Source organism: Bacillus pretiosus (assembly GCF_052947655.1).
Genome location: NZ_CM129593.1, coordinates 2,126,397 through 2,149,854, shown reverse-complemented (window position 1 = coordinate 2,149,854; position 23,458 = coordinate 2,126,397). Strand labels below are relative to the sequence as shown.

The window sequence follows — 23,458 nt, the reverse complement described above, 5'->3', positions numbered from 1 at the left end:
GCATACCTATATGCGATTATAAGCATGACGATTCCGTTCTATTTTTTATACCGTACTATTTAGACAAATCTTTCACCCATATATTCATATCTTCCAGCTTATCGAAAATGTAGCAGTTGTTCGCCAGTCTTCCTGTATACGTATAACCTAACTGATGAAAGGCCGCATTCATTCCGAAAGAAAGCGATCGAGCAATTGTATAGGAGCAGAAAATCGATTTTTCTTGCAGTTCTTCTTCTAACTTAATTAGTAAACTTTTCATAAACCCATGCTTACGATATTCGGGTAAAGTAGCACAATTCGTTAATTCTGCATTTCCTTCTTTTATATTCATTTCTGCAGATGCTGTACTAATTATTTTCCCCTCGAATTCGTACACATAGTATATTGTATCGTCTTCCTTCATCGTTTGTTTTACATAACTCGCTTCGTTTAAAGGAGTCGGATAAACTTCAAATACTTTTCCAAAGACAGCCGCTAATTCTTCCGCATCCTCTTCTGTCGCTTTTCTTAATAAAAATTTCTCTGGTACTATTTTTTCCTTTACTTCTTTTGCTTTAACACCGCTTAAAATGGTATCTTCCTCAGCCCAATGAATACTATTTCGTCTTTCATCATTAATAAATTTCACGAAGAAGTATGCATCGTGACCTTGAAAATAATGCGGTATTGTTGCTTCCAATAAAAAACCGAAAGAGAGCCATGTAGAAACATGCTCTCCCTTTCCTTTAATAATACATTTAGTGAAAGAATGCTTCTCTGCTAATTCGTCAATTGTTTGGATAACTCTCTGAATATTTCCTGTGTAGTGGTCTACTCGAATACGTTTATTAAAATAGTCTAAAACGCCTTCTACTGTATAGCCATTCGTCTGTTCTCTAAAAGATTCATAGTATTTCATTTTTTCACCTCACACCAATCTAGTAATGTACATGCAATAATTTTTGCGGCAGCTATCATTTTATCAACTTCTATATATTCGTTTGGATAATGTGCTACTTTCGTCTCTCCTGGACCAAATACTATCGTTGGTACACCTGAGATTTGTGTAAATAAACCTCCATCAGTCCCCCACGGAGATGCTTCAATAATCGGTTCATTCCCTTCGATTTCAACAAAGTTATGCTCTAGTGTCGTAATTAACTCATGATTTTCTTCTAGTTCACCAGGAACCCATCTCGCTCCAAACCATTCTACTTCTACAGGATTTTCAACAAACCAATTGTCCACATTATTTAATTCAGCGATCCAATTCTCGAACTCTTCTTTTGCTGCCTCTATAGTCTCATTCGGCGCAATACCACATCTTCCTTCTAAATTTAATGAATCAGGAACAGAACTTGGCCAACTCCCACCTTCAATTTTCCCAATATTAATTGGAATTGGAATGGGGATTCCTTTAAATAACGGGTCTGTAATTCGGTCATTTCTCTTCACTTCCAATTTTCTCAAATGATCTACAACAAACATACTTTTTTCAATTGCACTTACTCCTTCATAACGCGTTCCACCGTGTGCTGCTTTGCCTTTCACATGTAGACGAAACCACATGGACCCTTGTTGTTTCGGGAAAAACTTCATATTTGTTGGTTCTGGAATAATGACACCATCTGCTTTATATCCTCGTAATATAGTCGCTAATGTTCCTGCCCCGCCACTTTCTTCTTCAATTACACTTTGAAAATAAATATCTCCTTTTAATTCAATACCAGATTCAATAATAGCTTCCATCGCAAGCATCAGTGCGACATTGCCGCCTTTCATATCTGTTGTTCCACGACCATATATACGATTCCCTATTTGCTCACCACTATAAGGGTGATGGTCCCACTGATTCACATCTCCTTCTGGTACGACATCAATATGTCCATTTAATATCATAGATTTCCCGTCGCCACTTCCTTTTAAAGTTGCCACTATGTTCGGGCTATCTGAAAAACTTGTACGCGGTGATACAAAATAAGGATGATCTTTCATTTTAGAAAATGAAGGTTCCCAAATATCAAGATCTAAACCTAGCTCACGTAATTTTTCAATCACAATTGCCTGCGCACCACTTTCATCACCAGATACGCTTTTTTCTTGAATTAATCGTTTTAAAAATTTTACGCTTTCCTCTTCATGACTCTCGATATAATCACAAATTTTCTTTTTTAATTGCTCCATATATTACATCTCCCCTCATTCGATTACTAGTAAGTTAGAGCCAATTTTGAAATCAGCTTCTGTATGTTGTTTTATATCTTCCACTGTGTATGGACTCATTAATTCTTGTAAAACGAGTCCACCCTGCGTCACTTCCATAACTGCCATATCCGTAATAATTAAATCTACACATTTCTTTGAAGTTAATGGTAATGTACACTCCGAAACAATCTTTGCATTTCCGTATTTATCGACATGATTCATCACAACAACGACCCGCTTCGCTTTTTGTGCCAAATCCATCGCTCCCCCAATACCTGGAACGCGTTTTCCTGGTACAATCCAGTTCGCTAAATCACCATTCTCACTTACTTGTAATGAACCAAGAATCGTTATGTCTAATAAACCTTTTCGAATCATCCCAAACGCTGTGCAACTATCAAAATAACTCGCTCCTGTAATTAGAGAAGTCGGTAAACCTGCTGCGTTACATAAATTTTCGTCTTCATTCCCTTTTCTTGGCGTAGGTCCCATACCTACAATTCCATTTTCCGCATGAAACATAACGTTTATATCGTCAGGAAGATGATTCGGTACAAGCGATGGTATACCAATACCTAAATTTACAATCATACCATTTTGTATTTCTTTCGCCGCGCGCCTAGCAATCTTATCTCTCACTTCTACGCCCATACCCATTTCCAATTCACTCCTTCCGACGGTACAATATAATTTACAAATACTCCTGGGACAACAATTTCTTCTGGATCTAAACTTCCAAGTGGAACGATTTCTTCTGCTTCTACAATCGTTATATCCCCTGCCATAGCTACGTGAGGATTCATATTACGAGCACTTTTATCAAACACAAGATTACCAAACGGATCCGCTTTTTTCGCATATACAATTGCAACCTCAGCAGTTAATGCTGTTTCAACTAAATATGTCTTGCCATTCATTTCAACTGTACGTTTTCCCTCTTCTACAATCGTATCAACACCTACATCAACTAATACACCTCCAAGTCCTACACCACCAGCGCGAATACGCTCTGCTAATGTTCCTTGAGGAGAAAACTCGATTTGTAACCTTCCTTCGTTTAGCTGTCTTCCTGCATTTGGATTTGAACCAATATGTGAAGTAATTAATGATTTTACTCTTTCATTCGTAACAAGACGACCGATTCCTACATCAGGAAATCCCGTGTCATTTCCTATTAAATTTAAATTTGTAACTCCTTTTTCTAAAATCGCCTGTATTAAAGATGGAGGGGATCCAATCCCCCCAAATCCTCCAAACATTAATGTCATATCATCGTGGAACAAAGAAATTACTTCCTCTATCTCTTTTAATTTATCGAATGTATTCGTAATAGTTGTCATGCGATACTATGCCCTCCTTTTTGCATCATTTCTTCTACACTTTTTGCAAAAATTGAAAGTAATTCATCTAACTCGGAATATGTAGTTGTCATCGGCGGTGCTACAAGCAGTGCACTATCTTCTTTTCCTGCTTGCCCTGAAACAGCTTGGTATAAAAGAAGACCATTTTTAGCTGCAACCGAAATAAGTTCCGACGCTTTTGTAAACGGTTGCAATTCTACTCCAATCAGCAACCCTTTTCCGCGCACATCAGCAATGATTGTCGATTGTTGCTGAACTTTCTGTAGTCCTTTTATTAAATACTCTCCCTTTTCTGCTGTTTTTTCAGGTAGATTATGTTTCTCCATATATTCAATAACAGCTAGAGCTGTTGCTGCAGATAATGGATTTGCACTTAACGTATGCCCACTCATTACAGAACGCGATCCACGTAAAATTGGCTCCATAACACGGTCACTTACAATCGTCGCTGCCATCGGTGTATATCCAGCTCCTAAACCTTTACCAAGAGTCATAATATCCGGTTCTACACCCCAATGCTCCATCGCAAACCATGCGCCAGTACGACCAAGCCCTGTCATTACTTCATCAGCAATAAATAAAATATCGTAATGACTACAAATATCTTTAATGACTTTATAATATTCTTTCGGCGGAACGACTGCGCCTCCAGCTGCTCCGATAATCGGTTCAGCGATAAAAGCTGCGATATGTTCTGCACCAATTCTTTCAATTGATCTTTCTAGTTCAGTCGCACAAGCAAGCTGACAAGTTGGATATACCTTTTGCACCGGACATCTAAAACAATATGGAGCTGGAATAGTTGGATAATCTTCTAAAATTGACACGAAACGTTGTCTGCGCAGTGGATGCCCAGACATTGATAAGGCTCCCATCGTAATACCGTGATAACTCATCCATCGTGACAAAATTTTATGCTTCCCTTGAATACCTCGCTCTTGAAAATGCTGGATTGCAATTTTCATAGCTGTTTCATTTGCTTCCGTACCACTATTCACAAAAAAGCTCCAGTTCAAATCTCCTACACTTAAATCGCTTAATTTCTTCGCTAATTTTTCAGCTGGTTCACTCGTAAACTGTGATCTATAAACGAAAGCAATCTCCTCTGCTTGCTTTTTTATAACATCTGCAATCTCCTTTACGCCATGCCCAATACCTGCCGTAATTGCCCCTGACGAGCCATCAAAATATTTATTTCCGTTTTGATCATACAAATACACACCTTTTCCATGTGAAATCATTGGATACGGCTGACCAACAAGTGGTTTAATTAAGTAATCGCGCATAGCGCTCCCCCATTTCTCCAATTTGTATATATATATGAAGAAAATTGACGTTTCTTTCATAAAAAAGAACCCTCTGCGAAAGCAGTGATTTTATCAAAAAACTATTATAAAATATACAAATGAGTGCTAAATATCAATTTCGAAAACAGAAAATTCAGAACTTAAAACGAAGACCAACCCTTATCTATACGCTCCAATAACCCTCCTTTATATAAAATAAACGCTTCACTACATATTTTCTTAACATAATATCAGCTTCCCTCAATTGCCGACATTGTGTAAACTTCGACGAAACTCCCTTTAAACTCCTTCCTATTCTCCTACTTTATATTGCATATTTTCAAACAAATATCGACAATTAATCCTACTAAATGCATAGCAATTATTTTTATAGAAACCTATATTTTACATACATTCTCCTCCGTTTTATACAATAAAAAAAGAACCGATTAACCACATTAATCAGTTCGGCACGACGCTCTTTTATCGGTTAATACTGCCACTTGCTAACGTAAATAGAAAAAATAATGTTACAAATTCAAAATTCATCCTACATCGTAAAGCACAAAATCGTCCATAACTCCATTCACAATTCCTTTTTGGATATCCCCATCCCAATATTTTATTCCTTTCCTTATGTTTAAACTACCTTTCCTTTATAATTTATGTAGGACAATTATCACTTTGTATGTGTATTTGCCCATTATTAAAAAAATCCCTAGTTTTCTAAGGATTTTTGGACATGTTTTCGATATGTTACTTCATACGCTCTTAAGGTTTTTTATTTCGAAATATACGTTGTAATCGGTACATCATCATCCAACATAGATGATATATTGCTGTATACTCTAAAAAATTATAAGGCTCTTTCGCCTAAAAAACACTTATCCATAAGCAATACTCTTTATTAATTTTCAACTTTTCTCCTTCAAAAAACAATTTTTTCGCATAACCTCTTTCTTGTTAAGCATATAGTTTTAATGATGACAAAGGAGGAATATTCATGTCTCAATCTGAAATCGAAAAATATGGACAAGAAGCTGCACGTTACGAACAGCTCGCTCGTTACTATCAATTTAAAAATCCGAAAAAATATGTAGAACTATATATGAAATATTACGATGCGCTTACGAAACTTGTACAGGCGTATGAAAAAAGAGATTCACAAGAAGCTGCTTTACCGTCACACATACGTTTTTTTCACTCTGCTTCCAATACACCTGCGGTTGACATTTTAGTAAACGGGCAAAAGGTTATTAAAAATATTTCATTTAAACAATTTAGCCCCTATTTAACATTAGTGCAAGGTAAATACCGTATAGATATTGTCCCTGTTGGAAATGAAACTCCCATCTTTTCAGCTTTAGTACCAATAATGGGGAATCACACTTATACTTTTGCCGCAATAAATAGTGACAATCATCTACAATTACAACCTATGCTTGATAATACACATTTACCAGCTGGTCAAGCAAAAATACGCTTTGCACATTTTTCTCCAGATACCCCTGTTGTAAATGTAGATTTAAAAGGTGGAGATCATTTATTTGAAAATGTACTCTTTAAACAAATAACAGATTTTTTGGAAGTTAGTCCTGGTACAGCAGATATTGAAGTTTCACTCGCCGATAATCCCAGCGTCTTACTAACTATACCGAATTTCAAAGTCGAACCGAACATCATATATACAATTTCACTTTTAGGTTATTCAACTAAAGATCCTAAATTAGAAGCCGTTATACTTACGAATTAAAACAGTCTACACCATTCATTTGGTGTAGACTGTTTATTTTTGAAATACAATTTGAAATTCTGTCCATTCGTTATCTGAACGGCACATGATGGACCCATTATGTTTTTCTACAATTTGTTTACATACAAATAATCCAATACCAGTTCCTAACTTTTTAGTAGTTACAAATGGTTCGAAAATCATTTCTACACTTTCAGCTGGAATCATTGGCCCATTATTTTTTATCACAATTCGAATCGATTGATCTTCTTCAAATACATCAATGATAATTTTCCGTTCTTCTTTCATTGATTCTAGAGCGTCAATTGAGTTCATTAATATATTTAAAAATACTTGTCTCACTTCACTCCGATAGCCAACAAGTGGAATTGGATACGGTAAATTCTTTTCAATCGAAACATTTGCATTGACCAAACTCGGATATAAGAACTGTATAATATCTTGAAACAAATCATTAAGCCAAAATTGTTCTGATTTATTCCACATTTCTTTTTTCGATACGAGTAAAAATTGCGAAATACGAAAATTTAATTGGTCTAATTCATGCGAAATAATATCTAAATAAGATAAACTTGGATGATCTGCCTTTAATAATTTAACAAATCCCATAATTGAAGTGAGTGGGTTACGGAATTCATGTACAAAACTTGCTGACATTTGCCCTAAAATCGTCAGCCTTTCTTTATGTGTTTCGTTAATATATTGCTGTTTTTCCTCTAAATTTTTTGATATAATTTCCGAGTATTTTAAAACAGTATAATAAATTAATTTATCAAAACAAGTATGTATTTGGGCCATAATCGGTTTCAATTCACGTGCGCTAACATCTAATTCACACATCGCTTCGAAAAGTTCATTTCTTCCCACATTTGCATTATAAACAAAGTCTCCAATATTCGCATCTGCCCCTGCACGTTCAATAGCAATTTTCTCGCATAATGGCTGAAGATAATCTATATCTTTTTCTTCCATAGTAAGTTCGATAATTAACTCTAATAAATCCTCTCCATTTTGAACTGCTTCTAGTTTAAATGGATCTTTATCGGAAATTATCATTTTGTTTTTCCAGTTCTCAACGAATTGGTGCCTGTTGTTTTTCAAGTGCGAACAAAATACTTCTTTAATATCCTTATCGATTGGAAAAACCCCCATTCCCTCCATTTCCATGCGACGAACACCCTTTATATTTTGAATATTAACACAAAAAATGCGATTCGTTAATAGATTATTGTCACATTTTGTTAATATGTGTTGATAAAATTTTTAATGTCCTTATTAATTGTTTAGATTGATACATTCCATTTTCCTTCCTTTCATTCAAAATTTTTTACATTCGATGCGACTTTTTTTTGCATCCTGCTTCATTCTTTCGTACAATAGAAAATGAAAGGTGTGAAAAATATGGTAAATAAAAATGTGGAAGATTATCTCCAAGAAGGCATTTACGGCCAAAAGCAGAACAAACCAGAAGAACGTAATATGTATTTAACTACGTTACGTGAGCGTGTAGAAATCGCTTTAACTATCGGTCAAGTAATGCAAAGTAATGTATATTCTGAAGTAGCTAGTAGCATGCGCTCTTCTCAATCATTACAAATATTCCTAAATGGTGGCATTGCTTACCCACATTTATCAAAATACATTAAATTAGCAAATGAAAAAAATGTTCCTTTTACAATTGTTCAAAATAAAGGTATAGAAACACCAATCGGTTTAGTATTATCTCATAGCACTGCTGTTGACAAAGAACAAATTTATGTAGAAGATGCTATTTTCAAACAAGAAATGAAGTAAAAGGTACACTTGGTTAAATTAAATCGTTCCGAGAAACGTAAAACAAACAATAAAAAAACGAGTATGGAATCGTAAACATTTCCAGCTCGTTTTTTATTAGGATATTTAAGCTCGCTCTACTTTACTTTTTAATACACACTAATTTCATTTCTGTCATTTCTTCTATTGCATATTTAATTCCTTCACGCCCCGTACCACTTTCCTTAACACCACCGTAAGGCATATGATCTACCCTAAACGTTGGAATATCATTAATCATGACACCACCAACCTCTAGCTCATCAATTGCACGCATTGCTTTAAACAAATTATTTGTAAACACACCTGCTTGTAGACCGTAACGTGAATGATTTACTTGCTCAATTGCCTCATCAAATTCTTTAAATGTATTTACTGTCATGAGTGGACCAAATACTTCTTGGCACTGAACAGATACATACTCTGGAACATTTGTTAATACAGTTGGTTCAAAAATCCTTGCATCACGTTTCTTACCACCGTATAAAACAGTAGCACCTTCCTTAATAGCTTCCTGCACCCACATTTCTATTCGCTCTACATCTTTTTTCGAAATTAAAGCCGATACGTCCGTTTCTTCCAGCAATGGATCACCAACAATAACTGTTTCCATCGCTATCTTTAGCTTTGAAAGAAATTCATCCATTCTCTTTTCATGTACAAAAACACGTTGTACCGAAATACAAACTTGTCCATTGTTTACATATGCTCCCCATTTTACACGTTCAATTACTTCATCTGTTAATTCTACATCTTCATCAATAATAACAGCAGCATTTGATCCCAGTTCCAACGTAACTCGCTTTAACCCAGCCTTTGCCTTAATTCCAATTCCAACTTTCGGACTTCCCGTAAAAGTAATGGAAGCAACATCATCATTTGTAACTATCGCCTCACCTACAGTTGAACCGGGACCAGAAATAATATTTAAAGCTCCTTTTGGCAATCCTGCCTCTTCAAATAATTCAACTAATGCGTAAGACGATAATGGCGTTTGATCAGCTGGTTTTAACACAACTGTATTTCCGGCAGCAATTGCAGGGCCGACTTTATGTGCCACTAAATTTAATGGGAAATTAAATGGTGTAATAGCTCCTATAACCCCTATCGGTTTTCGTATTGTGTATGCAATACGCCCATCTGCACCAGGTGCTGCATCAAGTGGCAGTGTCTCGCCGTATATACGCTTCGCTTCTTCCGCTGCAAATTTGTATGTCTGAACGGTACGATCTACTTCTCCCCTCGCAGCACGAATTGGTTTTGCAGCCTCTTTTGCAATAATCTCTGCAAATTCTTCTCTTCTTTCATCCATTTTTTGTGCAACCTTCTCTAAAATAGTCGCACGATCATATGCAGATAATGTATTCATTTTTTTCATTGCATTTTTTGCAGCAGTAACAGCCTCTTGTACATCTTCTTCCGTTCCTTGTGCAATTTCCGCTAACGTTTCTTCAGAATATGGTGCGTATAATGGTTTATAAGTGTTTACAGACTTCCAATCTCCATTTATATATAAATGCTTTTTCATAAATCTTCTCCTTCCAAATATATGTATACAACAATATTTCACCTAGTGAAAGGTCTGGCTTATGCCATTGTATCATAGCCCTTATTCTGCCAAAAATATTATGCTCAAAAAAACCCTGCCATATAGCAGAGTCTACGAACTAATTTGTTCTTGAAATGGAATTTGTTTTTCATCTTCTAAAATAACAATTGATTCTACAGTTTTTGTAACTTCTAATCTCTTTATATAGTGTCCATCTAATTCTTTTACACAAAACTTATAATTTTCAATTTCAATGAAATCCTCTTCAGCAATTTCTATATTCTTCGTTAAAATCCAACCACCGATTGTATCAACACCATTATCATCAATTGTTAAACCTAATAACGTATTCACTTCACTAACAAGTACTTTTCCCTCTAGTATTGTTTTCGTTTCACTAACTTGTTGAATTTCTGGCTGTTCATCCGTATCAAACTCATCTTGAATATCTCCCACTATTTCTTCTAAAATATCTTCAACTGTAACAAGTCCAGACGTACCACCATATTCATCTATCAATATAGCAATATGCGTTCTTTCTTTTTGCATTTTTAAAAATAAGTCGTGTATTGGGATAGAGTCGATAACTAAAATGATTGGCCTAATATATTGCTCTACTTTCTTATTACTTACTGCATTATGCTGCACAAAATCTGTGAAAATATCTTTAAAGTTTACAAAACCTATTACGTGATCTTTGTCCCCATCTACAACTGGATATCTCGTATATTTTTCCCGAGACATTTTTTGCAAAGCTTCTTCAGCAGGCATTTCTTTACTTATAATATGCATCTCAGTTCGGGGAACCATTATTTCTTTCGCTATACGATCATCAAATTCAAAAATTTTATTTACATATTTATATTCAGATTGATTAATCTCTCCATTTTTGTAACTTTCTGAAACTAACAACCGTAATTCTTCTTCTGAATGAACCTCATCGTGCCCTTTCGGTGGTTTCAGCCCTAACAACTTCGTAATAATTCGAGCTGATCCATTTAGGATCCAAATAAATGGAAACGCCATACGATAAAAGAAAATTAACGGTTTAGCAACAAACAAACTCACTTGTTCAGCTTTTTGAATCGCGAATGTTTTTGGGGCCAATTCCCCTATTACAACATGTAAAAATGTAATAAACAAAAACAAACACTAAAATTACAGCAAAAATGTCTGCTAGTTGAGTAGAAATGTTCAAATTTACAAAAAGCGTGTCAAACATTTGCTTTAACGCCGGTTTACCAAACCACCCAATCCCCAGAGCTGTAACTGTTATTCCTAGCTGACAAGCAGATAAATATTCGTCTAAGTTTGTAATGACTGTTTTGACAGATGTTGCGCGATTATTTCCTTCTGCAATTAAATAGTCAATTCGTGAACTTCGCACTTTAACAATTGCAAATTCTGCTGCGACGAAAAATGCCGTTAAGGCAATTAAAACAATCACTATACTTATACTATATATGTCCAAATACTTCTCCTTACTTACATTGTAAGCAAGGAAGCCACCTCCTACTTAATTTTATTCAAGTGAAGTAAGCATTCTAATACTCTAACAAAATTCTACATTAGCAACCACCTTTTTATATATTATATGCATACATAAAAAAGATATTTATCATTATGATAATCTAATTCATTTCCCTTAGTCAAATAGTTCTAAAAAATCTTAAGATAAAACATTTTATATAAACGATATATTCTTCACAGGTTCATTTCGTGAAAAAACACTTTCTTTGCCGATTCCACACTTCTTTTGTCACACTAGAAGGGAACTTCCTTCATAGATCGAAATCATTCAACAGGATATATATAGGAGGGATTATTTTGGAATATAAAACACCATTTATCGCAAAAAAATTAGGTGTTAGCCCAAAGGCTGTTGTCCGGATTGCACAACAATTAAATCTTACGATAGAAAAAAATAAATATGGTCACTTTATTTTCACACAAGAAGATTTAGATCAAATGTTAGAATTCCATCTTTCACAAATAGAGCAGTCTCAAAACTCTCACCCTACTCAAAAAACATCATCAAATGATGTTGAAGAATTAAAAACTCCAGTAAATACAATCGTTCAAAACAAATCATCACATGAATTTGAGCAATTAGCAGCTCAATTAAACACTATTACGAGAAGGCTAGATCGAATGGAAGAACAAATGCAAGATAAGGCAAATGATGATGTTGTTACGTACCAACTTTTACAACATCGCCGTGAAATGGAGGAAATGTTAGAGCGAATTCAAAAGCTAGAAGCTTCCCTCAAGAAAGAAGAACCAATATATATTACTCCCGATTCAAAACCAACATATGAACGAGAAAAGAAGCCGAAGCGCCGCAAAATGATTTTTAGTATATTTGGATTATAATTTTTAGACCCTTATTAAAATAATAAGGGTCTTTTTTCATGAAGAATGACTTCATATTAAAATAGTATTCTCTTTATTGTATATATTCATTTCGCTTTATTTTGTTAACATAATATTCTTACTGTATTCTGCGATTAATGCCTGTGCATGAGCATTCCCTTGAATCACATCTCGAAATTCTTTTAAAGAATACAAATGCGTAGCCCCTTTTCGGGCATGAATTCGCACTGGTACACCTTGTAAAGTATCATGAAACTGAAATGGCTTATCTACCGGTTCAATTGGGAAACCGAGTGTTAATAAATACATATACATTCTTTTTGTCACACTGCTGCAATATACCATTCTGCTTTCGTTTCTAATGCATGCATAAATAAAATAGCTGTTAGTCTTTTGAAGTGTCCTCTCCCACGAGACGTTTTCGCAATACTCAACTTGCCTATTTCATACACATTTTTTAAATCTTTCACTAAATCATTTTTAGAAAACGGATAGAAAAACTCAGAATTCGATTGCTCTGGTTCCGTATACTTAATACATTCTACTGTACCAATATGATGTTCATCTTCTATTAATAAAAATCGTGATGGATTTAAATTACGTTCTACGAACATTAAGTTTCTTTCTTCACAAAAATCTCCCCATAGTTGCTCGAACCAAAAATGTTCTTCTTTTGTTTGAACACGCTGGAACATATTTACCCGCCTTTCCCATCGCCGCTCTGTTTTTTGATAACGCTTTCACTATCTATCATATAAGAACAAATCTTCGTATGCAACTAAAAATATTTATGACTTATTATATTCTGCAAAACGAATTAAATTCCATCTTAATCGTCTTTTATATCCCTCATGTACCGTTCTTCTAACAATATATTTATATTACTTTCAAATTCAAATCGTATAAAGCTGTCTTCCATACAGCATATATTTCTTCTTAATCTAAAAAAATCCTTTATAAAAAAGGATTTTTTTACTTCTTCATGCTTTTTAACCACTTCTCAAAAATTTGTACCATTCCATGTTTTCCGGCTAATTTCTCTTCCCCTTGTTTCGTTTTATATGGATATAATTGCAAGAACACACCACATCCAGACTCAATTTTTTTACTATGCATATGACTTCCTGGATATACACAAATAACTTCATAAATGGCCCTTCGATAATAGACTCTCTTTCCATCCTGTTCTTCTACATATTTTATAGACCAGTACTTATACATTTGCTCAGTTGCCTTCGTATTTCCAACGTGCTGAAAAATGTTGTACATTGGGCTATACTTCACTTCAATAATAATAGAAGATTGATATACGTATTTTCCTTCTTCCTTTACATAACAGTCTAAGCGAATGTCTGGCTTTTCTTCGTATCTTCTCCATTATAAAAATTACTCCCTTTACTTAATGCAATAAGGGGATGAGTTTCAATTAAATCATTAAATGCGACATGTACTCTAATATCATCTCGGTGTAAAACTACTGTCGTTCCATCCTGTAATCCATCTACATAAAAATGTTCTTGAATTTGTTCACGAATGGAATTTCTAGCCTCAAAACCAATTTGCGCTAACATGGAAATAACGATAAAAAAAGCGTAATATTCATACACTAAAAATGTTGGTTTATAAACAAATAATAAAGATGGAGATTGTTCTGTATATTGTGGAAGTACATCTAAATGCTGTAGTAGTTGTTGATGTGGTATCGGTAAATTATGTGAGTACATGTTACCTGTTTCGGAAACTTCTCTCCAAAATGGAGAATGCATTAAAGTTTGAAAGTATTGTACACTTTCATGTACAAAGTGCGCTAATATTTTATATTCTTGTATCTTCATAGAGCTTTTTCGCAAATCCGCCTCTTTTAGTAAATGAATATATTTTTATATTTTTGTTTCTCTCTATCGGTCACTGATCCATTACGCTCAATTGTTTGTATAATCGTTTTTACAGCTTGAAATTCTTCTGATTTCTTCCTTTTTGCTCTTTCTAATATTTCAATTGTTTGGCGCAAAAAACTTTCAGCTTCAAGTAAATAGAAATAAAATTGCATCGCTTTAAATTTAAGAAATGCATTTTCCTTACTATTTTTTTGTTCTATAAACTTACGATTATAATATTTTGCATACGGTTTTCTTTCCGCCACTATGGCTCCTTTTCTCGTTGCTTTCCGCTCTTTTTCTTCCCATTTATATTCATGTATAAATTTTGAACTCGATTCTATTTTCTTAAAAATTTGCTTTATCTTTTTCATTTTTTGCGGCAACTTTCTAAGTAACACTAAATAAGAAGAATCTTCAATATCACTAAGTGCAGAGAAAGTCTTTTTATAATAACCTCTATCTAAAATCAACTCATTCAAAATTGACTTTACATAGTTTTGAATCATTTCAAAAATTGATCATCAAAAAAATTTTTGGGAACGATTTGAAATGCGCCATAATACGTTCTATCTTCTATATTCACTTCAAAATGATATAATCCACAACGCCATGGATAAAAGAATTCCGTTTTTCCATGTTCATATATTAATACCTTTTGTTTTTTTTCATTTATTTCATATTTTGACTCTTTTATATTTTTCTGTCCCTCATATACTTTATTCCATATAAAAGTAATATTCATTGGATTTTCATAATGGTAATGCAATCTAATTGGTTTTAATTCTTGTACTTTATAAATACATTGAACTAATGCTGTAGTAGATGTACAAAGACGATTTAATAAAATATATTCCCCCTTTGCCTCAGTTCCAATGATTAACTTTAATACAAAAGGGAGTGTTTCTTTCGTATCAACGATTTCTGTTTCATATCGCCCTTCATTTTGCATAGCCATACAGCTCCAGTTCTCTACGCTTTTCTCTTATATATGCTAAAGAGTGTTCAAATGTAGATACTCTGTTTGCAAGGTGGCGATTGCAAAAGAGGTAGTAATGTCGCCCCCCTTTTTACGTCTTCAGAAAGTAAAGACCCAACCATCATTTCAGTACCTCTTATTTTCGTCAATACACGTTGCTTGATTTGTAAATCAAATCCCTCTTCTCTACTGATCATATAGGAATGATTATTTTGGAACGGTATATTTTGCAAGTAAGTAGCGATTGCGTTTGCACATCGAAATGAAATTCCCTTTGACATATCATGTGATGACAATACAACATGTAACTTATCTAATAGTTCTAACTCTTCTTCAGAAAACACCTCAATCATCGCTTTATTCCTGACCCAGCTTATACGAAATTCTCCTGCAGTTACTTTCAGAGGTGGTTGTAATACAATTTTCTCTTGTTCCATACACATCTCACAAAACGGAATCTTTTGTAACGTTATTAAATTCGTCCGATCTAATAATCGATCTGAGAGTTCTTTCGTTGTTTCATCAAAATTTACTGTACCTACAAATATAATATTTTCACCAATTTCAATTGTTGATGGAATTGGATTTTCTTTTTCTTGTACACCTTCATACAAATTTAGAATACGGTTTTGCTTTTCAAGTTGAAGAACAGATAGAAATGGAGTAAACCAATGCTCAATATGTGACATATTCATTTCATCAAAAACGATTATATATAGTTGATTTTGATTTTCTTTTGCCTTCATTAACGCCCTAACTAATTTTGTTTCACTTTCAATAAAAGTACCATTTGGGTGAAGGTAACCAAGTAAATCATGTGGTTCTTGATACGATGGTGAAATCGGAATCCAAACCAATTCTTCCCCATACTGTAATCCAAGTGCTTCTGCATAAGCTTGCACAAATCGGGATTTCCCAGCGCCTGGTATACCACCTAGAATCGTCAACATATTTGTTTTCGCACTTATATGGAAATTATAAATGTCCGTTTCATCCAAATATAGCCCTTTATTACGTACAAAACTTTTTACATACTGTAAAAAGACGGATTCACGCTCATCCCATTCCCATTCATCCTTGTGCACTTTTATTTCCTCTACTTCTACATACTTACCTTCTTCAGTCATTCGTTTTTTTAATTGCTCATACATGTGATTGCTTACAAAATACAATTGATCTTCTACCGCTATTTCCACATACTTCATCCAGTCATTTAAGTCTATATACTTACATTCCCGCTGCTGTTCAAAATATGCGATTGAACTAATTGATGATGACTTTAAAGATATATTTCCATATAACCTTCCATCGTGCCACAATAATTCGGGAGGCTCAAAGTCTTTCGGATATTTTGGCATTAGAAATGACAAATAGCCATTTCCAAGTTTTCTTTCTAAAGACTCTCCTTTTTTGTATTCGGAAACTTTAGGTACTGGAATCATTTTATAGCCATTGGCCATTTCTCGTGGTTCTTCTGCACAAATTAACTCCACGTATATATGTCCTCTTTCATAATAGAGACGAAACATAACCAATTGCTTTTCTAATTTTCTTTTCTTTAATTCCGAAAAGACTTTTTCATTCTTTTTATTGCTACATAAACCTTCAAATACGTAGGGTTCATTTTTTAATTGCTCTTGTAACGTGAATGGTATTGGCGATAGGCATTGTACAAAGAAGTTCTCTCCATTCTTCTCTCTCTCTGCTTTTGTAAACTTTCCGATAAACCTCATATAGTACATTCTTTTTATAAAACTTGGCTGAAGAGCTTTATGTAATCTCACCTTCGTCACCTTCTTTTTTTCATACTATTCTTAGTGTATGAAAGAAACGAAAAACTAGAAACAAAAAACCTGACGTTATCCGCCAGGTTCAAAATTAAAACGTATATTAATGAGATGGAAATGCTTTTTTCTCTTGTAAAATGGCATTATGAGCAATTTTCATTTTAGCAAGTACATATCGTAATCGATCTTCAGCGTTTTCATCTGTATTTTGCTGTAATTCCGCCAAATTCTCTACAGCACTCGCTAAATTTTCAATCACTCCTCGTAGTTCAGGATGATGATTAAAAAAGGATTCTTGCACTAATACTTTCCTTACTTCACTCGCTAAATCAACAATTCTGGTTAACTGTTCTTTTTCTTCCATTTTCATCCCTCCTGAATATCTTATGTATTAAATATTCTCTAGACAAAGAAAAAAGCCCTTTATTTAAAAGGACTTTTACATTTTTATATTTCCAGTTAATAACATATAAAGTGATGTGATAGCTGCGATAACAATTGCCCACATTACATATCTCTCAATACCTTTAAAACAACGATTTCCTTTTTCTTTTCTTGCATACATGTAAACAATAATCCCAATTCCATACACGATTGAAACAAGTAATAAATTTTTCAAACCTGCTGCATATAGAAGCCATACAGAATAAGTAGAAGCAATTAAAGCTAACGAGCCGTTTTTTACTTTTGCATCTTTTAGTTCGTTTGTAATAACTAATTTAAATTGGAATAACGCTGATAATAAATATGGTACTAAAATTGATGTTGAAGCAATAAAATACATAATTTGATATGTTGATTCTGAAAACAGAACGATTATAAATATAATTTGGGCAACGCCATTTGAGATCCATAATGCCATATGTGGCGTTTGTTTTTTATTTGTTTTCGTAAAGACTTTCGGAAACACGCCATCTTTTCCTGCTACGTGGGAAATTTCAGAAACAAGTAAAAACCAGCCTATTAATGTACCTACTAGTGAAGCAACTAACCCAATGTTAATCGCAACGGCGCCCCATGTCCCAACAACATGTTCTAATACATGTCCCATTGACGGGGTTTCTAACACGGAAAGCTCTCCTCTTGTCATCGCTCCCATAGACAAGACAGAAATTAAAATATAAATAGACATTACTAAAATAAGTCCAAGTACTGTCGCTTTACCAACATCTCGGCTATTTTTCGCTCTACCAGATAATACAACCGCTCCTTCAACCCCAATGAAAACCCAAAGAGTTACAAGCATTGTATTTTTCACCTGACCAAGTATAGAGGAAACTGATATAGTTCCTTCTCCCCAAAAATCATGTGTAAATGTATCCCAGCGAAACGCTGTTACCATTACAACAATAAATAATACGATTGGAACTAATTTCCCTATCGTTGCAATAACATTCATAATAGATGCTTCACGAATTCCAAATAAAATTAGAAAATGAAGTGTCCATAATAAAAGTGATGCACCAACGATAGACGCAACATTATTTCCACCTTTAAAAATGGGGAAGAAATAACCTAATGTACTAAACAGTAACATGATTGTTGCAACGTTTCCTAAAATTCCTGCTAGCCAATATCCCCAAGCACTGTTAAATCCGATATATTCTCCGAAACCAGCACGTGCATAACTATAAATTCCGCCCTCAAGCTCCGGTTTTTGTCTTGCTAACGTTTGATATACGAGCGCGAGTGGAATCATTCCCATCGCTGTAATACACCAACCAATTATTATAGAGCCGCTATTTGCTCCTACTGCTAAATCATGCGGTAAACTAAAAACACCGCCACCAACCATCGTTCCGACTACTAATGCAATTAATGGAAAAAACCCTAACTTCTTTTCTATTTGTACCACCCCATCTGTCATTCTAGGTGTTATGTTCGTTCAACTATTAAAGTCACCTTTTTCTCTAATAGACGTTTCTCTTATATTTTTTCAGGAAAACATTACTTATTCTAAAAGAAAATGAAGAAAAATGGAATACTTTTTTGAAAAAATGTATAAGTATGCACAAAAAAACCGTTCATTTTGTAATGAACGGTCATTTCATACATATAAATTTGTATATTTCTTGTAAAATTAACGAAGTAAATTCTCTTTTTGTAAAAATTGTTTCGCAACTTCTTCACTACTTTTTCCATTCACATTTACTTCATAATTCATTTTTCGCATTTCTTCATCTGTAATCTTCCCAGATAATGTATTTAATACTTTTTCAAGTTCAGGATATTTCTGTAACGTCTCTTTTCTTAATAATGGTGCACCTTGGTACGGTGGGAATAACCCTTTATCATCTTTTAGCACTTTCAGTCCATACTGCTCAAGTTCACTATCAGTTGAATATGCATCGATTACGTTAACATCCCCTGATTGAATTGCACTATAACGTAGTTTCGGTTCCATCGTTTTCACATTTAAAAAATTATAGTTATATAATTTTTGCATTCCTTTATAACCGTCTTCACGATCAGCAAATTCTAATGTGAATCCTACTTTAGCATCCTGTGCCATTTTTCCTAAATCAGAAATTGTATTTATATTATTTTGATCTGCTATTTTTTTCGGCATAGCTAGTGCATATGTATTGTTATACTCCATCGGCTTCAACATAACCATATTATATTTCTTTTCCATTCCAATGCGAGCCTGCTCATATACTTCATCCCGATTTGTGCTTTTTGGCTCTTCTTTCACAAAAGTAGATAAAGCTGTTCCCGAAAACTCAGGGTATATATCTACTTCTCCTGATTTCAATGCTTCAAATACAAATGCTGTTTTTCCAAGACCTGGTTTTAATTCTACGTGTAAATCGGTATCCTGTTCAATAAGCTGCTTATACATTTGAATTAAAATTTCAGGTTCTGATCCAAGTTTTCCGGCAATAACAATATCTTTCTTTTGTGTGTTCCAAAGAAAGGGAGAAGCAATCATTATACAAGTAATACATATCGTCAATATAATACGCTTAGAAGAGCGTTTTGGACTCTCAAGCACTCGAAGTACTACATCAAAGAATAAAGCGAGTAACGCGGCTGGTACGGCCCCTAAAATGATAAGCGCATGATCATTTCGATCGATACCAAGTAATATGAGTTTTCCGAGCCCACCAGCACCTATAAGAGCTGCTAATGTAGCTGTTCCAACAATTAATACCATCGCCGTACGAATACCGGCCATAATAATTGGTAATGCAAGAGGAAGCTCTACCTTCCACAGTCTTCTCCAGCTATTCATCCCCATAGCTCTCGCTGCTTCGATTAAAGATTCATCTAACTCCCTTATTCCTGTATATGTGTTTCGTAAAATAGGTAATAGTGCATACACAACTAATGCAATAATGGCTGGGAGTTTTCCAATTCCTACTAACGGAATTAAAAGTCCGAGTAATGCAAGTGATGGCACTGTCTGCATAACCGCAGAAGTTCCTATTATAAATTCAGCCATTCGTTGTTTTCTCGTTAATAAAATGCCAAGTGGCACCGCAATAATTACTGCAAAAAATAGTGAAATAAGCGATATTTGTAAATGCTCACTTAATGCAGTTAGTAATTCTATTTTTCGCTCTTGGAACGTTTGTATAAAATCAGTCACTGTTTAGCCTCTTTCCTTCATTTGTTCAACAATGTAATTAACAATATGACGACTTGTTAAAGCTCCAACATATTGACCATTTTCTTCAACTGGAACGACTTCGTCAGCTCGTACACGAACTAATGCTTCTTGTAAAGAAGAATGCAATGATAATGCATCCCCTTCTACCCGTATACTTTCATCAAGTGGCAATACATCTTCTATACTTTTCCCCTCATACCAAGGTTGTCCACGATTTCCAATGAACTCTTCTACAAACTCATTTTTCGGATTATGTATAATACCTTCTGGTGTATCTAATTGAACTACTTTTCCTTCTTTCATAATACAAATACGATCTCCAAGTGATAATGCTTCTTGCATATCATGTGTTACGAATACAATTGTTTTTTGAATCTTCTTTTGCAATTGTACGATATCCTTTTGAAGCTGTTCCCTACTTAATGGATCTAACGCACTAAACGGTTCATCCATAAGAACGATTTTCGGGTTTGCGGCTAATGCTCTTACGACACCAACGCGCTGCTTTTGCCCTCCTGACAATTCATCAGGCATACGATCGCGATATACGTCTGGGTCTAGCCCGACCATCTGTAGCAACTCATCGACACGAGCTTTTATTTTTTCTTTGCTCCATTTTCTCATTTCAAGAACAACTGCAATATTTTCTGCAATTGTCATATGCGGAAACAAAGCGATTTGCTGCAATACGTATCCTATATTCCAACGCAATTCATTAATATTATATTGTTGAATATCTTTTCCATCGATTAAAATAGATCCTTCAGTCGTTTCAATTAAACGGTTAATCATTTTCATTGTCGTTGTTTTCCCGCAACCACTCGGACCAATGAGAACAAAAAATTCTCCCTTTTTAATTTCTAAATGCAATGAATCCACTGCTTTCATGCCATCTTCATACGCTTTTGACACATGATTAAATTGAATCACAAATACAACTCCTTTAATGTTGTTTCCTTTATTTTGATGGAATACGGCATTCATTTCAAATGATACGCTTTATAATTAAAAAAGAGCTCAAATTTGAGCTCTAACGGTCGAACAATATCGTTTTCATTATTGCAGCATATTCACGTACATACATTTTTTTCTTAGAGCGCATTGGTGTTTCAGCAGCTAGTGCCTCCATCTTCATGCCTAAACGCTTTGCAATTATTTTGGTCCTATACAAATGATACGTATTACTTACAACTACCGCATGTTTCACATCATATAAATCCATACTAAACTTTAAATTCTCATACGTATTTGTAGATTGATCTTCTATTAAAATACGACTCTCATCTATACCATGAACCATTAAATAGTTTCTCATACTATGAGCTTCCGGTATATCTTCATCTTCCCCTTGACCACCTGAAACAATTACTTTCGCTTCAGGATGGGAATGTAAATATTCCAACGCTACATCCAAACGGTTTTGAAGAGATAAAGACGGTCTATCTCCAAATAACTTTGCGCCTAAAATAAGAACGTACGGAGAGTGATTACTCAATTTTTCACGAGCAACTTTCTTCATTCGAAACGTCATATAAAGAATGTACAGTGGTGGAAATAATAAGATTATAAGCAAGATCCATTTGTTCATAAATAAGTTTGCACTCCGATACGATAAACTTAACTAAATCTATACAATTCAATCAAATTTACACGAGTTAGTGCTTCATCGTGTTCTCGCAACCCCGAAGGGACGAGGGGTATAACACTCCACACGAGGCAGTATCGTTACCTCCTATTATCAAGCATTTATTTTACCCATCTTGATAAATTTATCGAAGCATTAAAATCTCTATCGTGGTGGCTATTGCACCCAACACAACGCCACTCACGTATTTTTAAACTCCACTGTCCTTCTGGTTGAACTGAATGGTCGTATTTTACTCCGCAACATGAGCAAATCTTGCTTGAGGCGAACCATTTATCAGCTTTTACATACTCAATACCATACTTCTCGCACTTGTATGATAAACATTGAAAGAAGAAGTGTAATTTTTGAAATGAAAATGCTTTCGATAGTTTTTTGTTTTTTAACAGGTTTGAGATAGGTAAGTCTTCCACAACGATCCTCATTGGTTTGTTTTTCACCAATTTAGCTGTTGCTTGATGGATATGGTTAATTCGGATATTTGTAATTTTCCTAGATAACCGCAGGTGCTCAGTTTTAGCTTTTTCATATCCGGCAGATTGAATTTTTACACCTTTTTTAAATCTCCTAGACATATCTCTTTGTGCTAACTTTTTCCTTTTCAAAAGTTTTTTAACCTTGGCATCTTTGTTTATATTTCGTTCTTTCGTACCATTAGAAGCTACAAACAGCTCTTTTAAACCAACATCCACACCAATCGACTCATTGGTTAGTTCTTGTGATTCAAAGTTTTCTTGGAACCCTACACTAATCCACCAGTGACGACCGTCAAATGTAACTCTTGGATTGGATGTTTTTTTGTTTCTTGGTAGTTGTTGGCTTGTTTTCACTTCTCCAATAGACTGAATATGAACTACTTTCTTTCCTATAATCAGTCTTTCATAATTGGCATAAAATCCTTGGATTAAATCTTTTTTGGATTTATAAGAAGTGTGATAACCATTTTTGTACTTTTCGAACGAATTTTTCCTCGCCTTATCAAAATCTTTTGAAGCCTGTTTAGGAACTTGTGCGTTGATGTCATTTAACCACTCATATCTCTTTCGCTTCTTGATCTTTGTAAATCGTTTCTGTAAAGCTAACTGTGAAACAGATTTTCCAAATAGCTTATAATATCTATCACTCATTCTTTTACAATAGTTATAGGCGAATCTTGCAGCACCAGCATGGTTTCTAAGCACTTTTTCTTGTTCAGGCGTTGGAATCAGTCTAACTTTCTTCGCCAATATCATCAGA

The 23,458-nt window shown here is 34.5% G+C and carries 16 protein-coding genes and 4 pseudogenes; 3 read left to right on the top strand and 17 right to left on the bottom strand.

What is annotated here, in order from left to right; translation table 11 throughout:
- Positions 1-55 precede the first annotated feature (55 nt).
- From ablB to ACU8YW_RS11055, 5 genes are read right to left on the bottom strand one after another with little or no spacing between them, the layout of a single operon-like run.
- Entirely contained in the window at positions 56-901 is an 846-nt protein-coding gene (gene ablB / locus ACU8YW_RS11075; protein WP_098133856.1) for a putative beta-lysine N-acetyltransferase, read from the bottom strand.
- Positions 898-2,166 (bottom strand): peptidase, encoded by a 1,269-nt coding sequence (locus ACU8YW_RS11070; RefSeq protein WP_075311881.1) that lies wholly within the window; start codon positions 2,164-2,166, stop codon positions 898-900. Before ACU8YW_RS11070 ends, ablB begins: the two co-directional genes overlap by 4 nt.
- Positions 2,167-2,181: 15 nt before the next feature.
- Positions 2,182-2,844 carry a CoA transferase subunit B gene (locus tag ACU8YW_RS11065; protein WP_000525267.1) on the bottom strand — a complete coding sequence of 221 codons (663 nt, stop codon included), beginning with the start codon at positions 2,842-2,844 and terminating at the stop codon, positions 2,182-2,184.
- On the bottom strand, positions 2,829-3,527 hold the full coding sequence (atoD, locus tag ACU8YW_RS11060; protein ID WP_000208097.1) for an acetate CoA-transferase subunit alpha: 699 nt from the start codon (positions 3,525-3,527) through the stop codon (positions 2,829-2,831). Before atoD ends, ACU8YW_RS11065 begins: the two co-directional genes overlap by 16 nt.
- Positions 3,524-4,834, bottom strand: a complete 1,311-nt coding sequence (locus ACU8YW_RS11055; RefSeq protein WP_001205889.1) for an aspartate aminotransferase family protein — start codon at positions 4,832-4,834, stop codon at positions 3,524-3,526. The genes atoD and ACU8YW_RS11055 overlap by 4 nt, the downstream gene beginning before the upstream one ends.
- Before the next feature lie 1,003 nt (positions 4,835-5,837).
- Here ACU8YW_RS11055 and ACU8YW_RS11050 point away from each other — a divergent pair.
- Positions 5,838-6,587 (top strand): DUF4397 domain-containing protein, encoded by a 750-nt coding sequence (locus tag ACU8YW_RS11050; RefSeq protein ID WP_000083266.1) that lies wholly within the window; start codon positions 5,838-5,840, stop codon positions 6,585-6,587.
- Between the two features lie 33 nt (positions 6,588-6,620).
- Here the strand turns inward: ACU8YW_RS11050 and ACU8YW_RS11045 are convergent, their stop codons facing one another.
- Positions 6,621-7,754 carry a BA2291 family sporulation histidine kinase gene (locus ACU8YW_RS11045; RefSeq protein WP_000425101.1) on the bottom strand — a complete coding sequence of 378 codons (1,134 nt, stop codon included), beginning with the start codon at positions 7,752-7,754 and terminating at the stop codon, positions 6,621-6,623.
- A gap of 234 nt (positions 7,755-7,988) precedes the next feature.
- Here ACU8YW_RS11045 and ACU8YW_RS11040 point away from each other — a divergent pair, with 234 nt between their 5' ends.
- On the top strand, positions 7,989-8,381 hold the full coding sequence (locus ACU8YW_RS11040; RefSeq protein ID WP_000247570.1) for a YueI family protein: 393 nt from the start codon (positions 7,989-7,991) through the stop codon (positions 8,379-8,381).
- Between the two features lie 121 nt (positions 8,382-8,502).
- On the opposite strand, the gene ACU8YW_RS11035 is transcribed toward ACU8YW_RS11040, so the two are convergent.
- Together ACU8YW_RS11035 and ACU8YW_RS11030 are read right to left on the bottom strand one after the other, a co-directional pair.
- Positions 8,503-9,927 carry an aldehyde dehydrogenase family protein gene (locus ACU8YW_RS11035; protein ID WP_048546594.1) on the bottom strand — a complete coding sequence of 475 codons (1,425 nt, stop codon included), beginning with the start codon at positions 9,925-9,927 and terminating at the stop codon, positions 8,503-8,505.
- Between the two features lie 132 nt (positions 9,928-10,059).
- Positions 10,060-11,419: pseudogene (locus ACU8YW_RS11030) on the bottom strand (hemolysin family protein).
- 356 nt (positions 11,420-11,775) lie between these two features.
- On the opposite strand from ACU8YW_RS11030, the gene racA reads away from it, so the two are divergent.
- A complete protein-coding gene (gene racA, locus ACU8YW_RS11025) occupies positions 11,776-12,321 on the top strand; it encodes a chromosome-anchoring protein RacA (RefSeq protein ID WP_446894066.1) in 546 nt (181 codons plus the stop codon).
- A 96-nt stretch (positions 12,322-12,417) separates the two neighbouring features.
- Here racA and ACU8YW_RS11020 read toward each other — a convergent pair.
- The 9 genes and pseudogenes from ACU8YW_RS11020 to ACU8YW_RS10980 all read right to left on the bottom strand — a co-directional run bounded on the left by ACU8YW_RS11020 (position 12,418) and on the right by ACU8YW_RS10980 (position 23,454).
- Positions 12,418-13,016 (bottom strand): annotated as a pseudogene (locus ACU8YW_RS11020) (hypothetical protein).
- 277 nt (positions 13,017-13,293) lie between these two features.
- Positions 13,294-15,150 (bottom strand): annotated as a pseudogene (locus tag ACU8YW_RS11015) (hypothetical protein).
- Positions 15,140-16,961: pseudogene (locus ACU8YW_RS11010) on the bottom strand (DUF8727 domain-containing protein). The pseudogenes ACU8YW_RS11015 and ACU8YW_RS11010 overlap by 11 nt, the downstream one beginning before the upstream one ends.
- Before the next feature lie 106 nt (positions 16,962-17,067).
- A complete protein-coding gene (locus ACU8YW_RS11005; protein WP_000391452.1) occupies positions 17,068-17,328 on the bottom strand; it encodes a hypothetical protein in 261 nt (86 codons plus the stop codon).
- Between the two features lie 75 nt (positions 17,329-17,403).
- A complete protein-coding gene (locus ACU8YW_RS11000) occupies positions 17,404-18,831 on the bottom strand; it encodes a basic amino acid/polyamine antiporter (protein ID WP_000129474.1) in 1,428 nt (475 codons plus the stop codon).
- A 213-nt stretch (positions 18,832-19,044) separates the two neighbouring features.
- Positions 19,045-20,556, bottom strand: a complete 1,512-nt coding sequence (locus ACU8YW_RS10995) for an ABC transporter permease/substrate-binding protein (protein ID WP_098133859.1) — start codon at positions 20,554-20,556, stop codon at positions 19,045-19,047.
- A gap of 3 nt (positions 20,557-20,559) precedes the next feature.
- Positions 20,560-21,507 carry an ABC transporter ATP-binding protein gene (locus ACU8YW_RS10990; RefSeq protein WP_446894065.1) on the bottom strand — a complete coding sequence of 316 codons (948 nt, stop codon included), beginning with the start codon at positions 21,505-21,507 and terminating at the stop codon, positions 20,560-20,562.
- A gap of 100 nt (positions 21,508-21,607) precedes the next feature.
- Positions 21,608-22,165 (bottom strand): YdcF family protein, encoded by a 558-nt coding sequence (locus ACU8YW_RS10985; protein WP_088063268.1) that lies wholly within the window; start codon positions 22,163-22,165, stop codon positions 21,608-21,610.
- Between the two features lie 158 nt (positions 22,166-22,323).
- Positions 22,324-23,454, bottom strand: a complete 1,131-nt coding sequence (locus tag ACU8YW_RS10980; RefSeq protein WP_446894064.1) for an RNA-guided endonuclease InsQ/TnpB family protein — start codon at positions 23,452-23,454, stop codon at positions 22,324-22,326.
- Positions 23,455-23,458 lie beyond the last annotated feature (4 nt).

Excerpts from the sequence above, each read along its gene's own strand:
- ablB (WP_098133856.1), bottom strand. The coding sequence starts at position 901 with ATGAAATACTATGAATCTTTTAGAGAACAGACGAATGGCTATACAGTA.
- ACU8YW_RS11070 (WP_075311881.1), bottom strand. The coding sequence starts at position 2,166 with ATGGAGCAATTAAAAAAGAAAATTTGTGATTATATCGAGAGTCATGAA.
- ACU8YW_RS11065 (WP_000525267.1), bottom strand. The coding sequence starts at position 2,844 with ATGGGTATGGGCGTAGAAGTGAGAGATAAGATTGCTAGGCGCGCGGCG.
- atoD (WP_000208097.1), bottom strand. The coding sequence starts at position 3,527 with ATGACAACTATTACGAATACATTCGATAAATTAAAAGAGATAGAGGAA.
- ACU8YW_RS11055 (WP_001205889.1), bottom strand. The coding sequence starts at position 4,834 with ATGCGCGATTACTTAATTAAACCACTTGTTGGTCAGCCGTATCCAATG.
- ACU8YW_RS11050 (WP_000083266.1), top strand. The coding sequence starts at position 5,838 with ATGTCTCAATCTGAAATCGAAAAATATGGACAAGAAGCTGCACGTTAC.
- ACU8YW_RS11045 (WP_000425101.1), bottom strand. The coding sequence starts at position 7,754 with ATGGAAATGGAGGGAATGGGGGTTTTTCCAATCGATAAGGATATTAAA.
- ACU8YW_RS11040 (WP_000247570.1), top strand. The coding sequence starts at position 7,989 with ATGGTAAATAAAAATGTGGAAGATTATCTCCAAGAAGGCATTTACGGC.
- ACU8YW_RS11035 (WP_048546594.1), bottom strand. The coding sequence starts at position 9,927 with ATGAAAAAGCATTTATATATAAATGGAGATTGGAAGTCTGTAAACACT.
- ACU8YW_RS11005 (WP_000391452.1), bottom strand. The coding sequence starts at position 17,328 with ATGGAAGAAAAAGAACAGTTAACCAGAATTGTTGATTTAGCGAGTGAA.
- ACU8YW_RS11000 (WP_000129474.1), bottom strand. The coding sequence starts at position 18,831 with ATGACAGATGGGGTGGTACAAATAGAAAAGAAGTTAGGGTTTTTTCCA.
- ACU8YW_RS10985 (WP_088063268.1), bottom strand. The coding sequence starts at position 22,165 with ATGAACAAATGGATCTTGCTTATAATCTTATTATTTCCACCACTGTAC.
- ACU8YW_RS10980 (WP_446894064.1), bottom strand. The coding sequence starts at position 23,454 with ATGATATTGGCGAAGAAAGTTAGACTGATTCCAACGCCTGAACAAGAA.